The organism is Oscillibacter sp. MSJ-31 (genome assembly GCF_018918025.1).
Classification (GTDB): Bacteria; Bacillota; Clostridia; order Oscillospirales; family Oscillospiraceae; genus Hominicoprocola.
On record NZ_JAHLPT010000023.1, the window covers coordinates 20,508 to 34,795 of the forward strand.

Here is a 14,288-nt window from a genome sequence, read left to right on the forward strand (position 1 = left end):
GAAACGATGTCAGATGATGTGGTACTCCTTGAGGAGCTTTTCGAGGTCGGTGCCCTCGATCTTGCCGAGCACCTTCCTAAGCGCCATTTTTTCGACCAGATTCAGCTCCATGTCGATGGGCTTCTTGCCGTCGCGCAGCTTCACGGTCGCGTCGAGCAGGTCGCGCACGTCATACACGCTGCCCCAGACCTCGGGCACGCCGCGGTCGATGTTCAGCAGGGTGTAGACGGCCTCCATGCCGGTGCGCATGGAATACTCGGTGGTGAAAATGGTGTCGCGCGGGGTCTCGGCAAACTGGCCGAGGAAGGCGAAGTTCACGGCTCCGTCGGGCACGACCTTTGGACGGTCGCCGTAGGCGCGCGGCATGAAGAAGGCGTCGATATACGGCATCATGACCGGCACGGTGTTGGCGCTGTTCTCCGCCATATCCTCGATCTGCTCGACAGGCACGCCGAGGTGGTAGAGCCACTCCATGCAGATCTCCTTGCCGGTGCACTCACGCATGGGCTTCTTGACGAAGTCGCCGGGCTTGTCGGTGAAGAGGGAATAGACCCACACGAGGCAGTGATCCTTGGGCTGGGAGCGGAACTGCGGCTGGCGGTTGATGGTCCAGCTCATGAGCCAGCTGGAATCCTTCACGGTCACGATGCCGCCGGTGACGACCTTACCGGAGAACGGGTCGCGCTTGCAGATCTTGGTGATATAGGGGATGATGCGCTGGTCGAGCGTTTCGACGGTGGCGCTCATCCAGTTGGTCTGCTCGGGATCGTAGCAGAACTTGTCGGGGTGGCCGAAGGCGGGGTCCTGCGCGGCGATCTTGCGCCACATATCCCAGCCGCCGCCCTCCTTGATCTCGGTGTTGTAGGGCGCGGGGGTGTTCTGGCTGCCCATCGAGGAGTTTTCCACGCAGCCGCCGTTGGTGATGAACACGAGGTCGTTTTCGGTCAGGTCGATGGCGCTCGCCGCGCCGTTTTCAAGAATGTCGATGCGCTTGGCGACCTTGCGGCCGCTCTTGCAGTCAAACTCCACGTTCGTCACCTGCACGCCGAAGTGGAACTGCACGCCGAAGCCCTCGAGGTACTTGACCATCGGCAGGATCATGGACTCATACTGGTTGTACTTCGTGAAGCGCAGCGCCGTGAAGTCGGGCAGTCCGCCGATGTGGTGGATATAGCGCTGGATATAGAGCTTCATCTCCAGCGCGCTGTGCCAGTTCTCAAAGGCGAACATCGTGCGCCAGTAGAGCCAGAAGTTGGAATTGAACACCTCGTCGTCGAAGAAGTCGGTGATGCGCTTGTCCTGCAGGTCCTCGTTGGGGGTGAAGAAGAGCTTCATGATCTCCATCGCGCCCTTGTCGGAGAGGTCGAACTTGCCGTCGGTGTGCGCGTCCTGCCCGCGCTTCTCGGTCGCGCGGCAGAGGGAGTAGTTGGGGTCGGCCTTGTTGAGCCAGTAGTATTCATCGAGCACGCTCATGCCCTCGGTCTCGATGGAGGGGATGGAGTGGAACAGGTCCCACATGACCTCGAAATGGTTGTCCATCTCGCGGCCGCCGCGCATGACGTAGCCGATGTTCTCAAATTTCCAGCCGTCGCAGGCGCCGCCCGCGGTGGGGCCTTTCTCAAGGATATGCACGCGCTCGCCCTTCATCTGCCCGTCGCGGACGAGATAGCACGCGGCGGTCAGGGCCGCCAGGCCGCTGCCGACGATGTAGGCGGATTTGTTGTCCACGCCCTCGGGCTTTTTGGGACGGGCAAAGGCTTCATAGTTGCCGCTGGAATAATACATGGATCATTTCTCCTTTCGATCTTTCTGCTTCGGCCGCCGGCTCACGAAACACGTTCGACCCCGGGAGCCGGGCGACGGTAGGTTTTCCTTTTGATGGGGAAAGCATACCGCGCTTTTGAAAAAAGAACAATCAGCAGAAAACGCCCCGTGATAAAAAACTTATCACGGGGCGCGGAGCTGTATAAAATTTTATCATTCCGCCGGGTTTGATAAAAGCGGCTTGTCCGTCCGCAGCCGCCCGAGCGCGGCGGAAACGCTGCCGTGGATGACCTGCTCGAGCCGCTCCACGATGAGCGCGGGGTCGCCCTTCATGTCGCTTTTGATCCAGTCGAGCATAAGGCCGACGAACATATATTTGTAGAGCGTGGCAATAAAGGCCTTGTCCTCCTGCCGCACGCTCATGCCCTGCGCCTGCTCCTCGACCACGCCCTCGAGCAGGTCGAAGGTGATGCGGTAGAGGTAGTTTTCCACCTGCTCGCGGCTGACGGAGCGGTAGACATTGAGGATAAAGGGCTTGTTGTCCTGCACGGCCTCGAAAATTTGCAGCAGGCCCTGCTGCCAGGTCTCGTAGGTCTTATTGCCCGCGAGGGCGCGGCTCGCGTCCTCCTCGCAGCACCACTCAACAAGGTCGTAAATGTCCTTGAAGTGGTAATAAAAGGTCATGCGGTTGATGCCGCAGTCCTCGGCGATGTCGTTGATGGTGATCTTGTTGAGCGGCTTTTGCAGCAGCAGATGCTTCAGCGAAGCCTCCAGCGCCCGCTTCGTGACCTGCGACATGGTGTGACCTCCTTTTCCGCAGCTGCGTTTATTGTACCCGAGCGGCGGGGAAAATGCAAGGGACGCGCCGCGCGATTTTTTTCGCGGGGGCTTTTCAAACCGTCCGCGCCGTGCTATACTGCCCGTAAGGAACGCTGCGGAACGGAGGAGAACGGTATGGAGGCAAAGGAGCTGCTGCGCGTGCTGCACACGGCGGAGCGCCTGAAGGACGAGACAAGGCATTGCTACACCTCCGGCGGACGGCGCGAGAGCGTGGCCGAGCACAGCTGGCGGCTGGCGCTGACGGCGCTTTTCCTGCGCGACGAGTTTCCCGCGCTGGACATGGACAGGGTGATCCGGATGTGCCTGATCCACGACCTCGGCGAGTGCTTTACCGGCGATATTCCGAGCTTTCTCAAGTCCGGCGGCGACGAGGAGCGCGAGCGCTCGGCGCTGGAGACCTGGGTCGCGTCGCTTCCCGCGCCGTACAGCGTGGAGCTGAAGACACTCTACGCCGAGATGGACGCGCTGGAGACGGACGAGGCCAGGCTCTACAAGGCGCTCGACAAGCTTGAGGCGGTCATCCAGCACAACGAGTCCGATATTGCAACGTGGCTGCCGCGCGAGTATGAACTGAATCTGACCTACGCCGACGAAAACGTGGCGTTTTCCGATTATCTCAAGCGGCTGCGCGAGGAGATCCGTCGGGAGACGAGGGACAAGATCGCGGCGGCGGAACACAACAGACAATGAAAGAGGTGCTTTTACATGGCAGGAACGGTACATGAAGTGGAAAACCATGCGCTGCTCGCCGAGGTCGAGCGCGAGGCGGCAAATGCCGCGCAGGAGCTGGTCGAGGCGGCGCGCCTGCACCGCGGGCAGATCGTGGTGATCGGCTGCTCGACGAGCGAGGTCGTCGGTCATCAGGTCGGCAGCTGGTCTACGCCGGAGGCGGCGCAGGCCATCTTCCGCGGGCTGCAAAGCGTATTCGCGCCGAGGGGGGTCTATCTCGCGGCGCAGTGCTGCGAGCATTTGAACCGCGCGCTCATCGTGGAGCACGAGGCGGTGCCGAACGCGGAGATCGTCAACGTTCTGCCGCAGCCGAAGGCGGGCAGCTCGTTTGCGACCGCTGCCTATGAGAGCTTCCGTCACCCCGTCGCGCTCGAGGAGATCCGCGCCGACGCGGGACTGGACATCGGCGGCACGCTCATCGGGATGCACCTCAAGAAGGTCGCCGTTCCCGTGCGGCTCAGGCAGGATCATATCGGGCAGGCCATCGTGCTGGCGGCGCGTGTGCGCCCCAAATTCATCGGCGGCGAGCGCGCCATCTACAACGAGGAGCTCAAGAACGGCTATCCCGATTTCGACGCAGAGTAACAGAAAAGCACCGCTTTCGCGGTGCTTTTTTGCTGCTCTTTTTACTTCTTGCGGCAGGTCAGCTCGCCGTTTTCCGCGTCAAGAACGAGCGTGCTGCCGGCGGGCAGGTCGCCGCGCAGGATCTCTTTCGCGATCAGCGTCTCCGCCGCGCTCTGGAGGTAGCGCTTGAGCGGGCGTGCGCCGTAGATCGGATCGAAGCCGCGCTCGATGATGAGGCTCTTCGCCGCGTCGGTGACGTCGAGCTTGAGCGTCTTGTCCGCCATGCGCTTGCGCAGACCCTGCATCAGAATTTCAATGATGCCGTTCAGATTTTCCTTCGTCAGCGGCTTGAACAGGATGATCTCATCCAGCCGGTTGAGGAACTCCGGACGGAACGCGCGGCGCAGCTCGCCCATGACGGCATTGCGTGCGCTCTCGGCGATGCTGCCGTCCGGTTGGATGCCGTCAAGCAGCTCGGCCGAGCCGAGGTTCGAGGTCAGGATGATGATGGTGTTCTTGAAGTCCACCGTGCGGCCCTGCGAATCGGTGATGCGGCCGTCGTCGAGAATTTGCAGCAGGATGTTGAAGACATCCGGGTGCGCCTTCTCGACCTCGTCAAACAGCACGACGCTGTACGGCTTGCGGCGCACGGCCTCGGTCAGCTGACCGCCCTCGTCGTAGCCGACGTATCCCGGGGGCGCGCCGATGAGACGCGAGACGGAGAACTTCTCCATATACTCGGTCATGTCGATGCGTACCATGTTGTGCTCATCGTCGAACAGGCAGTCCGCAAGGGACTTCGCCAGCTCCGTCTTGCCCACGCCCGTGGGACCGAGGAAGAGGAAGCTGCCGATGGGGCGGTTCGGGTCGGCGATGCCTGCGCGCGAGCGCTGGATGGCCTCGGTCACGAGGCGAACGGCCTCATCCTGTCCGACCACGCGCTTGTGAATGATCTCGTCGAGACGCAGCAGCTTTTCGCGCTCGCCCTCCATCAGACGGCTGACGGGGATGCCCGTCCACTTGCCGACGATGTCGGCGATCTCGTTCTCGGTCACGGTGTCATGCACCATGGAGTTGTCGCTATTGTGCTTCTCGGCCGCAGCCTCGGCGTCCTTGAGCTGCTTTTCAAGCGCGGGCAGATCGGAATACTTGAGCTTCGCGGCCTTCTCGTACTCGAGATTTGCCTGTGCCCGCTCGATGTCGCCGTGCATCTGCTCGATCTCGCTCTTGAGCTTTTTGACGCTCTCCACACCGTTCTTCTCCGCCTCCCAGCGGGACTTCATGGCGTTGAACTGCTCCTTCTCGTCGGCAAGCTCCTTCTTCAATTCCTCCAGACGGTCGCGGGAGAGCTGGTCGTCCTCCTTCTTGAGGGCCATTTCCTCGATCTCCTGCTGCATGATCTTGCGGCGCAGATCGTCCAGCTCGGCGGGCATGGAGTCGATCTCCGTGCGGATCATCGCGCAGGCCTCATCCACGAGGTCGATGGCCTTGTCGGGCAGGAAACGGTCGGTGATATAGCGCGCGGACAGCGTCGCGGCGGCGACGAGCGCGTTGTCGTGGATGCGCACGCCGTGGTAAATTTCATAACGCTCCTTGAGTCCGCGCAGGATGGAGATGGTGTCCTCCACCGTCGGCTCATCGACCTGTACAGGCTGGAAGCGGCGCTCGAGCGCGGCGTCCTTTTCGATGTACTGGCGGTACTCGTCAAGCGTGGTCGCGCCGATGCAGTGCAGCTCGCCGCGGGCGAGCAGGGGCTTTAAAAGATTGCCCGCGTCCATGCTGCCCTCGGTCTTGCCCGCGCCGACGATGGTGTGCAGCTCGTCGATGAAGAGGATGATCTTCCCCTCAGACTTCTTGACCTCGTTCAGAACGGCCTTCAGGCGTTCCTCGAACTCGCCGCGGTACTTCGCGCCCGCGATGAGCGCGCCCATGTCGAGCGAGAAGATGGTGCGGTCCTTCAGCCCCTCGGGCACGTCACCGCGCACGATACGCTGGGCAAGGCCCTCGGCGATGGCGGTCTTGCCGACGCCCGGCTCGCCGATGAGCACAGGGTTGTTCTTGGTTTTACGCGACAGAATGCGGATGACGTTGCGGATCTCCGCGTCGCGGCCGATGACGGGGTCAAGCTCCTTGCTGCGGGCGCGCTCGACAAGGTCGGTACCGTATTTCTTGAGCGCGTCGTAGGTCTCCTCGGGATTGTCCGAGGTCACGGGAGCGGTTTTGACCTTGCTCAGCTCGTCGGTAAAGCGGCTGCGCGTGATGCCGTGGCTCTGGAGCAGCTGCTTGACGTCGCTCGTTCCCTCGGAGAAGATAGCGAGCATCAGGTGCTCGACGGAGATATAATCGTCGTGCAGCTTCTCGGCGGTCTTTTCGGCGAGATTCAGAATTTTGCCGGTCTCCGGTGAGGCGTACACCTCGCCGCTGCCGCCGGAGACCTTCGGCAGACGCCGGATCAGCGTGTCCAGCTCGGAGAGCAGGCCGTCGCAGTCCACGCCCATCTTGCCGAAGAGCGACGCGATGAGTCCGCCGTCCTGATCGACAAGGGCATAGAGCAGATGCTCGGGGGTCAGATACTGGTTGCCGTTCTCCTGCGCTATGCTCTGCGCGGTCTTGACGGCGTCCAGCGTTTTCTGGGTATATTTTTCAGCGTTCATATAAATTCACCTCTATTGACAAAACTGCGAATCGCTTAAATCAGAAGCCCGCGGCCCCGCAGGTCGCCGCGGTAGGCCAGCTCCACGTCCTTGGCGCTCAGATCGCCGCTCAGATAGCCCTTGAGCAGGCGGTCGAAGAGCTGCACATAGGCGCTGATGGCGCCGGCGATGTCCTCCGCCGAGCGGGCGTGTCCGCGCGGCATGGCGAGCGGACGGACGAAGCGCCCGTCGTAGAGCGAGCAGGCGATCGTGCCGCCGAGCGCCGGCGCGAGACAGACATTCTCGATACGCGCCCACAGACGGAAGAAGTCCGTCAGCGCGGCGATCAGCTCTGCCGACTGCGTGCGGAACACGACGTTGAGCGTGCCCAGCGTATCCTCGCCGCCGCCGAGATCGACCTCATACTTGACCGTCGGACGGTACTTGTAGGCGAGGCTCGATTTGAGCGACATGGACTGCGAGTTCGGCGCGAAAAACGGCACCAGCTCGCGCGAGGGGGAAACGAGCGCCTCGATGGCCTCGAAAATATCGTTGATCCTGCGCTCCGGCGTGGGGACGGAGACGTACTCGGACAGAATGCGGTTCACCAACGCCGAGCGGTTCGTGCCCAGCCGGTGCGCCAGCGCGTCGACCTCCCGCACCACCTCGTCCGAGAGCGTCAGGCTGTATAGATTCTTTTTCATCATGCACCTCCTTACCGGGGTTTTCCTTGCTGTACCATATCATAGCACAGCGAAAACTTTTGTCAATATATTTATATAAATATTTTAGCGAATTATAGAAATGTTTACACGGAGTTCATTTTCTGCCCTTGTATTTCCAGTCGCGGAAATACAGCAGCGCCTCCAGAATGGACAGCGCTGAGCGAAGCCGTCCAAGGTCGATGCCGGGGTAATGGATGACCAGCGTGTGCTGCGGCGCGGAGCCGGGACGCAGGGCAAAATCCGAGAGGAAGGAGAGCCGCACGCCGCGCCCCTCGGCGTCGGCACGCAGCACATGGTCGGTGCATTTCGTGTCGATCGTCAGAAGGAAGTGCAGCCCCGCGTCCTCGCCGGACACCCGGCAGCGCGCTCCGAGCGGGCTTTGCAGAATGGTGTCGATGACCGCGTCGCGCTGCGCGCGGTAGGACTTGCGCATCCGGTTGATGTGCGCTTCAAAATACCCCTCGTCCAAAAAACGCGCAAGCGTGTGCTGCTCCATCGCCGGCACAGTGGAGGAGTAGAAGCCGAGCTGCGCGCGGTAGTGCTCGGTCAGGCTCTTGGGCAGCACCATATAGCTGATGCGCAGCGAGGGCGCGAGCGTGCGTGAGAAGGTGTTGACGTAGATCACGCGCCCCGCGCGGTCGATGCTCTGCAGCGTGGGGATGGGGCGCAGCGTGAAGCGGAACTCGCTGTCGTAATCGTCCTCGATGATATAGCGGCCCTCCCGCGCCTCCGCCCAGCGCAGCAGGCTTTGCCGGCGGCCGATGGGCGTCACCGCGCCGGTGGGGAATTGGTGGTTCGGTGAGGTGTGCAGGATCTGTGCGCCGCTCATTTCCAGGGATCTCAGGCTCACGCCGCCCTCATCCACAAGCACGGGCGAAGTCCTTGCGCCGCCGAGCGCGTAGATGCGCGCGGCCTTGGAGTAGCCGGGGTCCTCCACGCCGTAGACGGCCTCGCGTCCGAGCAGCTGGACGATGAGGTTATAGAGGTACTCCGTGCCTGCGCCGACGACGATCTGCTCCGGCGCGGCGGAGATGCCGCGGAAGCGGTAGAGATGCTGCGCGATGGCCCTGCGCAGCGCGTCCGCGCCGTTCGGCGGCGTGGCGCGCAGCAGCGCCTCGCCCTCCTCGCTCAGCACGCGGCGCATGAGCTTTGCCCACACGGAAAAGGGAAAGTCCTCCGTCCCGCTGCCGCCGGAGCTGAGATCGAGCAGCCACGAGCGCTGCGGCTGCGGCGCGCTCCGGGCCGGGGCGCGCCCGGGCGCGGCGGGGTGCCGCTCCACGTCGGCGACATAGTAGCCGCGCTTCTCGCGCGTGTAGAGATAGCCCTCCGCCTCGAGCTGGGCATAGGCGTTCTGCACCGTGATGACCGCCGTTTGCAGATGGCTTGCAAGTGAGCGCTTGCTCGGCAGCTTTTCGCCCGCCGTCAGGCGGCCCGCGAGAATGTCCTCACGGATGCAACGGTAAAGATAATCGTAGCGCGCAAGCTTGCCGCGCCGGTCAAGATCGTAGGTGAGCATGGGCATCTCCAATCTGGTTCTATGAAAATATATTGATTTGATGCTTTTATTAAGTCCAATTCTGATTAAAATACAGACCAAGCAGAAATGCAAGACTTTTTTGGAGATGATTTTTATGACGGATATGAAATTGCGTAAGCTGGTCCTCGCGGCGCTGTTCGCCGCCCTCTGCACCGTGATGACGATGGTCATCCAGGTGCCCTCGCCCATGCAGGGCTACGTCAACCTCGGCGACTGCGCCGTGCTGCTCTCGGCGTGGGTGCTGGGGCCGTGGTACGGCGGCGCGGCGGCGGGCCTCGGCTCGATGCTCGCCGACCTGCTGAGCTATCCGCACTATGCCCCCGGCACGCTCGTCATCAAGTTCACGATGGCGGTCGCCGCGGCGTATATTTTTGAGGCCATGCGGGAGCGCAGCGGCAAGCTGGCGGCGCAGCTCATCGGCGGCGCGGCGGCGGAGATCATCATGGTCCTCGGCTACTTCGGCTATGCGAGCCTGTGGCTCGGCAAGGGTCTGGCCGCGGCGGCGTCCATTCCCGGCAACCTCGTGCAGGGCGTGTTCGGCATTGCCGCCGGCATCGCGGTCTACGCGGTGCTCGACCGCAGCCACGTTCTCGCCCGCGCCTGATTTTGGATTGCATTGCGGCCTTGTTCATGGTATCCTGTTGAGGAAACATAAATCCCCTTGCAGGAGGTCCGCCATGAAGATCAAGGTCGTGGATATGCCCTACGAGCAGGCGCTTGCGCAGCCGAGAGAAAAGCACACGCCGCCGCGCCGTCCGTCCATGCTGTTCCGCGCGCTCCTGCGCGCGCTGTCCGCGCCTGACCTGCGCGCGACGCATTTTCGTTGTGACCGCGTGGGCATGGAGCGGCTCGGCCCTGACGAGCCCTGTCTCGTTCTGATGAATCACTCCTGCTTTTTGGACCTGAAGATCGCTGCGGCGGTGCTCTACCCGCGCCCCTTCAACATCGTCTGCACGTCGGACGGCTTTGTGGGCAAGGCGGGATTGATGCGCGCGCTCGGCTGCATTCCCACGCGGAAGTTTCAGCCGGACACCGCGCTCGTGCGCGATATGCTCTACGCGGTGAAGAAGCTCAAAAGCTCCATCCTCCTCTATCCCGAGGCGAGCTACAGCTTCGACGGCACGGCCACGCCGCTGCCGGACAGTCTCGGCAAGTGCGTCAAGGCGCTCGGCGTGCCGGTCGTGCTGCTGCGTACCTGCGGCGCGTTCGCGCGCGACCCGCTCTACAACGGACTGCAGAACCGCAGGGTCAATGTCTCCGCGGAACTGCGCTATCTGCTCTCGCCCGAGGAGGCCGCGGAAAAGAGCGCGGACGAGATCAACGCGCTGCTCGCGGATGAATTTTCCTTTGATAACTTCCGCTGGCAGCAGGAAAACGGCGTCGTCGTGAACGAGCCGTTCCGCGCCGACGGTCTCAACCGCGTGCTCTACAAATGCCCGCACTGCGGCACCGAGGGCGAAACGGAGGGCCGCGGCACGGAGCTTATCTGCCGCGACTGCGGCGTGCGCTACCGTCTGACGGAGCTGGGCGCGCTGGAATGCGAAAACGCCGAGGCGAAATTCACCCATGTTCCCGACTGGTATGCGTGGGAACGCGCGTGCGTGCGCGAGGAGCTGGAGCAGGGCAGCTATCTGCTCGACGCTCCGGTGAGCATCTGCGTGATGGTCAACTTCCGGCAGATCTGCCGCGTCGGCGAGGGCCGCCTGCGCCACGATGCGAACGGCTTCCGCCTCACGGGCTGCGGCGGAAAATTGGACTTCACGCAGAAGCCTGAGACCAGCTACAGTCTCTACGCTGACTACTTCTGGTATGAGCTGGGCGACATGATCTGCATCGGCGACCGCGACGTGCTCTACTACTGCTTCCCGCAGGGGAAGGGCGATGTGGTCGCCAAGACGCGGCTCGCCGCCGAGGAGCTCTACAAGCTCAAACGCGCCGAAAGGGCCGCGAAAAACGGCTGATGCAACCGTCCGTTGCGCAAATCCCGAGAGCTTTTCTTGCCTGCCACCGCAGAATGCGCTACGATGAGGACAGAAAACAGAAGGGAGAGCGGCGATGAGCTTTCAGGAAAATCTGATTCGTGCGCGCAAGGCGCGCGGTATGACGCAGGAGGAGCTGGCGGCGAAGCTGAATGTTTCGCGGCAGGCGGTGAGCAAGTGGGAAACGGGGGAATCGCTCCCCGACCTCTATAAGCTCGCGGCGCTCGCCGACGAGCTGGGCGTGAGCACGGACGAGCTGTGCGGCCGCGAGCCGGCTGCTTTGTGCGGCGAGGTACCCGCAACGGCTTTCGCGGGGGATGCTGCCGAGAGAGAAGCCTTTGCGGAGGAGATCCGGAGGATCGCAAAGCAGAACAGATCTCTGCGCTACGTCGTAGGCATACTGGTGCTGATTTGCGGCGTGCTGACCATGCTGTCGGGATACCGTTCACTCCAAAACAGCAAGGCACCGAGCAATGAAATAACGACGCCCGCACCCCTGCCGGACACGATCACCATCAGCGGTCTGACGCTCGACATCGATGGTATTGCGTTGGTATTCCGCTTCGTCCCCAGCGTCAGCGGCGAGGGCTACGAGTGGTCGGCGAGCTGCGCGCCGGACAACAACGGTCTGATCTCCGTTGAAACGACGACGGACGGCGGCATCTGCACCGTGCGGCTTTTGAATGTTCCGCGGTACGGCGGCGTTACGCTTTCCGCCACCGTGACGAATGGGGCGGAGAGCCGCAGCATCTGCCTTGCCACAGACATCCGCGTCGGGGAAAACAGCATCTCCTGGGACCCGCAGGTGTAACGCCCCGACAAACAATCAAACAGACCATGCCGGACGGCTGCCCTTCGGGGCAGCTGTTTTTTCGGCTCCGCACCACCGCACGGCCTCGCGCATACCTTGACAAAGGGAGAGGAAGTGGCCCCGATGCAGATGACACTTGACGCGCTGCCGGTCGGCGCGAGCGCCGTAGTGACGGCGCTGCGCTCTACCGGTGCACAGCGCCGCCGGATGCTCGACCTCGGCTTCGTGCCGGGCTCGTGCGTCCGCGCCCTGCACGTTTCCCCGTGGAGCGACCCGGTCGCCTACGGTGTGCGCGGCGCGGTCATCGCGCTGCGGCGCGAGGACGCGGGCGGCGTGCAGATCGAAATGCTTTGATTTTTCAGGAGGGATCGCCCCATGCCGAACGAGGCGCATATCATTGCTCTGGCGGGAAACCCGAACGTGGGAAAATCCACCGTGTTCAACGCCCTCACCGGGCTGCGGCAGCACACGGGCAACTGGCCGGGGAAAACCGTCGCCGCGGCGCGCGGCGATCTTACATACGGCGGCGAGCGTTTCACGCTCGTCGATCTGCCGGGGACGTACTCGCTGTTCCCCAACTCCGCCGAGGAAGAGATCGCGCGGGACTATCTCTGCTCCGGCGAGGCGGAGGCCGTGCTCATTTTGGCGGATGCGACCTGTTTGGAGCGCAGCCTGAACCTCGTGCTGCAAACCCTCGAGGCGGCGGACGTTCCTGCGGTCGTGTGCGTGAATCTGTTGGACGAAGCGGCAAAGAAGGGCATCGTGCTCGACCTGCCCGCGCTCTCCCGCGCGCTCGGCGTGCCGGTCGTCGGCACGGCAGCGAGCTGCGGAGAGGGGCTGGATAAACTGCGCGCGGCGCTGGCCGCCGCCGTCCGCGAAAAGCCTCGGCGGAGAGAGACGACGGTCGAATATCCCCGCGCGGTCGAGCGCGCGATGCGCGTGCTGGAGCCGGCGCTCGCGCCGTTCGCGCGGGAGCAGAGCCGCTTCTACGCGCTGCGGCTGCTGGAGGACGATGCTCTGTTCTTCACCCGCTTCAGTGCCGATCTGCCTGCCCTGGCGGCGGAGCGCATCGGGGAGGTCTGCGTCCGCGCCCGCGCCGAGCTGGGGGAGCTGACCGGCGACGCCCTGCGCGACGCGCTGGTGGGTGCGCTCTCCGCCTACGCTACGGCGCTGGTGCGGCTGTGCGAGCGGCGGGACGAGACCGCCGCGCAGCGGCGTGACCGGCGGCTCGACCGCCTGCTTACCTCCCGCGCGACGGGCATCCCCGTGATGCTCGCGCTCTTCGGGGCGATCTTATGGCTGACGGTCGAGGGCGCGAATGTGCCGTCGCAGCTGCTCTCACGGGCGCTGTTCTCGGCGCAGGAGCCGCTGCGGGGGCTTCTCGCCTTCCTGCCGCCGTTCTGGCGCGGCGCGCTGGTGGACGGAATGTACCGCACGCTTGCGTGGGTCGTATCGGTAATGCTGCCGCCGATGGCGATCTTCTTCCCGCTCTTTACGCTGCTCGAGGACGTGGGCTATCTGCCGCGCGTGGCGTTCGTGCTCGACCGCTGCTTCGCCCGCGCCGGGGCGCACGGGCGGCAGAGCCTGACGATGTGCATGGGTCTCGGCTGCAACGCCTGCGGCGTGACGGGCTGCCGCATCATCGACTCGCCGCGCGAGCGGCTCATCGCGATGCTGACGAACAGCCTTGTGCCGTGCAACGGGCGCTTTCCGCTGCTCATCACGCTTTTGACCGCGTTCCTTTCCGGGGAAGCCATGCTCGGCGCAAGCGCCGGACTGCTCGCGGCGCTGGTGCTCTCCGTGTGCGTGACGCTGCTCGTCTCGCGCCTGCTGTCCGCCACGCTGCTGCGCGGCGAAAGCTCCGCCTTTTCCCTCGAGCTGCCGCCCTACCGCCGTCCGCGCGTGGGGCAGGTGCTGGTGCGCTCGCTTCTGGATCGGACGGTATTCGTCCTCGGCCGCGCGGTGACGGTCGCCGCGCCCGCGGGCCTGCTCATCTATCTGCTGGGAAACTGCACCATGGGAGATACCACGTTACTTGCACACGGCGCGGCGGCGCTCGATCCGCTGGGGCGCGCGCTGGGGCTGGACGGCATGATCCTGCTCGCCTTCTTGCTCGGCTTTCCGGCGAATGAGATCGTGCTGCCGATCCTGCTCATGGGCTACTCCTCGGCGGGAACGCTGGTGGACGGCGCGTCGCTCGCGGAGCTCAAGACCATGCTGCTGGCGAACGGCTGGACGGGAACGACCGCGCTTTGTATGCTGCTCTTCTCGCTGTTCCACTTCCCCTGCGGCACGACCACGCTCACGCTCGCGCGGGAATCGAAGAGCCTGAAATGGACGCTTGTCGGCGTCGCGCTGCCGACAGCGGTGGGCATGACGGTCTGCTTTGCCGTGCATCTGGCGGCGACGTGGCTGAAAATATGAATACAAAATGTATTATTGCCTATGAACTATACGATTTGTCGCCGAAAATCGACAAAAAGAGACGCGAGCCGTCGGCTCGCGCCTCTTTTCTCTTTTGGCGCCTTAAGGCGTGGAAATAAACCCCCAGTTCTACTGGGGGAAGAAAAATAGCTTTAGCATGAGTAAAACCTCCTATTGCGGTATACTGGTAAAGGTTTGGCGACCGCATTACCAGAGCAATAGGAGGTTTTATGCAATTTAAAAAAGACGAAAGAAACGAAATAAAGAGCACATCACATTCAA

General features: G+C 63.1%; 13 protein-coding genes. 7 read left to right on the forward strand and 6 right to left on the reverse strand.

Features of this window, described 5'->3' with window-relative positions:
- Positions 1–9: 9 nt before the first annotated feature.
- Both KQI17_RS11635 and KQI17_RS11640 read right to left on the reverse strand, forming a co-directional pair.
- The gene (locus tag KQI17_RS11635) at positions 10–1,785 is read right to left on the reverse strand and encodes an oleate hydratase (protein ID WP_216496385.1); all 1,776 of its coding nucleotides are present in this window, start codon (positions 1,783–1,785) and stop codon (positions 10–12) included.
- A 192-nt stretch (positions 1,786–1,977) separates the two neighbouring features.
- Positions 1,978–2,562, reverse strand: coding sequence for a TetR/AcrR family transcriptional regulator (locus KQI17_RS11640; protein ID WP_216496386.1), 585 nt, complete (start codon positions 2,560–2,562; stop codon positions 1,978–1,980).
- A gap of 156 nt (positions 2,563–2,718) precedes the next feature.
- Between KQI17_RS11640 and KQI17_RS11645 the strand changes: the two genes are divergently transcribed.
- Both KQI17_RS11645 and KQI17_RS11650 read left to right on the forward strand, forming a co-directional pair.
- On the forward strand, positions 2,719–3,294 hold the full coding sequence (locus tag KQI17_RS11645) for an HD family hydrolase (protein WP_022018130.1): 576 nt from the start codon (positions 2,719–2,721) through the stop codon (positions 3,292–3,294).
- A 15-nt stretch (positions 3,295–3,309) separates the two neighbouring features.
- Positions 3,310–3,918 carry a TIGR01440 family protein gene (locus KQI17_RS11650; RefSeq protein ID WP_216496387.1) on the forward strand — a complete coding sequence of 203 codons (609 nt, stop codon included), beginning with the start codon at positions 3,310–3,312 and terminating at the stop codon, positions 3,916–3,918.
- Between the two features lie 41 nt (positions 3,919–3,959).
- On the opposite strand, the gene clpB is transcribed toward KQI17_RS11650, so the two are convergent.
- The 3 genes from clpB to KQI17_RS11665 all read right to left on the reverse strand — a co-directional run bounded on the left by clpB (position 3,960) and on the right by KQI17_RS11665 (position 8,771).
- Positions 3,960–6,551, reverse strand: a complete 2,592-nt coding sequence (gene clpB / locus KQI17_RS11655; RefSeq protein WP_216496388.1) for an ATP-dependent chaperone ClpB — start codon at positions 6,549–6,551, stop codon at positions 3,960–3,962.
- Between the two features lie 35 nt (positions 6,552–6,586).
- Positions 6,587–7,234 carry a CopG family transcriptional regulator gene (locus KQI17_RS11660; RefSeq protein ID WP_022018283.1) on the reverse strand — a complete coding sequence of 216 codons (648 nt, stop codon included), beginning with the start codon at positions 7,232–7,234 and terminating at the stop codon, positions 6,587–6,589.
- A 115-nt stretch (positions 7,235–7,349) separates the two neighbouring features.
- Positions 7,350–8,771 (reverse strand): PLP-dependent aminotransferase family protein, encoded by a 1,422-nt coding sequence (locus KQI17_RS11665; protein ID WP_216496389.1) that lies wholly within the window; start codon positions 8,769–8,771, stop codon positions 7,350–7,352.
- 115 nt (positions 8,772–8,886) lie between these two features.
- On the opposite strand from KQI17_RS11665, the gene KQI17_RS11670 reads away from it, so the two are divergent.
- The 5 genes from KQI17_RS11670 to feoB all read left to right on the forward strand — a co-directional run bounded on the left by KQI17_RS11670 (position 8,887) and on the right by feoB (position 14,006).
- Positions 8,887–9,396, forward strand: coding sequence for an ECF transporter S component (locus KQI17_RS11670; RefSeq protein WP_216496390.1), 510 nt, complete (start codon positions 8,887–8,889; stop codon positions 9,394–9,396).
- Between the two features lie 73 nt (positions 9,397–9,469).
- Positions 9,470–10,753 carry a 1-acyl-sn-glycerol-3-phosphate acyltransferase gene (locus KQI17_RS11675; protein WP_216496391.1) on the forward strand — a complete coding sequence of 428 codons (1,284 nt, stop codon included), beginning with the start codon at positions 9,470–9,472 and terminating at the stop codon, positions 10,751–10,753.
- Between the two features lie 94 nt (positions 10,754–10,847).
- Positions 10,848–11,582: a helix-turn-helix domain-containing protein gene (locus KQI17_RS11680; protein ID WP_216496392.1), complete on the forward strand. Its 735-nt coding sequence runs from the start codon at positions 10,848–10,850 to the stop codon at positions 11,580–11,582.
- Positions 11,583–11,705: 123 nt separating this feature from the next.
- Positions 11,706–11,936, forward strand: a complete 231-nt coding sequence (locus KQI17_RS11685; protein ID WP_216496393.1) for a FeoA family protein — start codon at positions 11,706–11,708, stop codon at positions 11,934–11,936.
- Between the two features lie 21 nt (positions 11,937–11,957).
- Positions 11,958–14,006, forward strand: coding sequence for a ferrous iron transport protein B (gene feoB / locus KQI17_RS11690; protein WP_216496394.1), 2,049 nt, complete (start codon positions 11,958–11,960; stop codon positions 14,004–14,006).
- A gap of 19 nt (positions 14,007–14,025) precedes the next feature.
- Here the strand turns inward: feoB and KQI17_RS11695 are convergent.
- The coding region (locus KQI17_RS11695) for a hypothetical protein (RefSeq protein ID WP_216496395.1) at positions 14,026–14,288 on the reverse strand (263 nt) is incomplete at its 5' end.

Excerpts from the sequence above, each read along its gene's own strand:
- KQI17_RS11635 (WP_216496385.1), bottom strand. The coding sequence starts at position 1,785 with ATGTATTATTCCAGCGGCAACTATGAAGCCTTTGCCCGTCCCAAAAAG.
- KQI17_RS11640 (WP_216496386.1), bottom strand. The coding sequence starts at position 2,562 with ATGTCGCAGGTCACGAAGCGGGCGCTGGAGGCTTCGCTGAAGCATCTG.
- KQI17_RS11680 (WP_216496392.1), top strand. The coding sequence starts at position 10,848 with ATGAGCTTTCAGGAAAATCTGATTCGTGCGCGCAAGGCGCGCGGTATG.
- KQI17_RS11675 (WP_216496391.1), top strand. The coding sequence starts at position 9,470 with ATGAAGATCAAGGTCGTGGATATGCCCTACGAGCAGGCGCTTGCGCAG.
- KQI17_RS11670 (WP_216496390.1), top strand. The coding sequence starts at position 8,887 with ATGACGGATATGAAATTGCGTAAGCTGGTCCTCGCGGCGCTGTTCGCC.
- KQI17_RS11645 (WP_022018130.1), top strand. The coding sequence starts at position 2,719 with ATGGAGGCAAAGGAGCTGCTGCGCGTGCTGCACACGGCGGAGCGCCTG.
- KQI17_RS11685 (WP_216496393.1), top strand. The coding sequence starts at position 11,706 with ATGCAGATGACACTTGACGCGCTGCCGGTCGGCGCGAGCGCCGTAGTG.
- feoB (WP_216496394.1), top strand. The coding sequence starts at position 11,958 with ATGCCGAACGAGGCGCATATCATTGCTCTGGCGGGAAACCCGAACGTG.
- KQI17_RS11650 (WP_216496387.1), top strand. The coding sequence starts at position 3,310 with ATGGCAGGAACGGTACATGAAGTGGAAAACCATGCGCTGCTCGCCGAG.
- KQI17_RS11665 (WP_216496389.1), bottom strand. The coding sequence starts at position 8,771 with ATGCTCACCTACGATCTTGACCGGCGCGGCAAGCTTGCGCGCTACGAT.
- clpB (WP_216496388.1), bottom strand. The coding sequence starts at position 6,551 with ATGAACGCTGAAAAATATACCCAGAAAACGCTGGACGCCGTCAAGACC.
- KQI17_RS11660 (WP_022018283.1), bottom strand. The coding sequence starts at position 7,234 with ATGAAAAAGAATCTATACAGCCTGACGCTCTCGGACGAGGTGGTGCGG.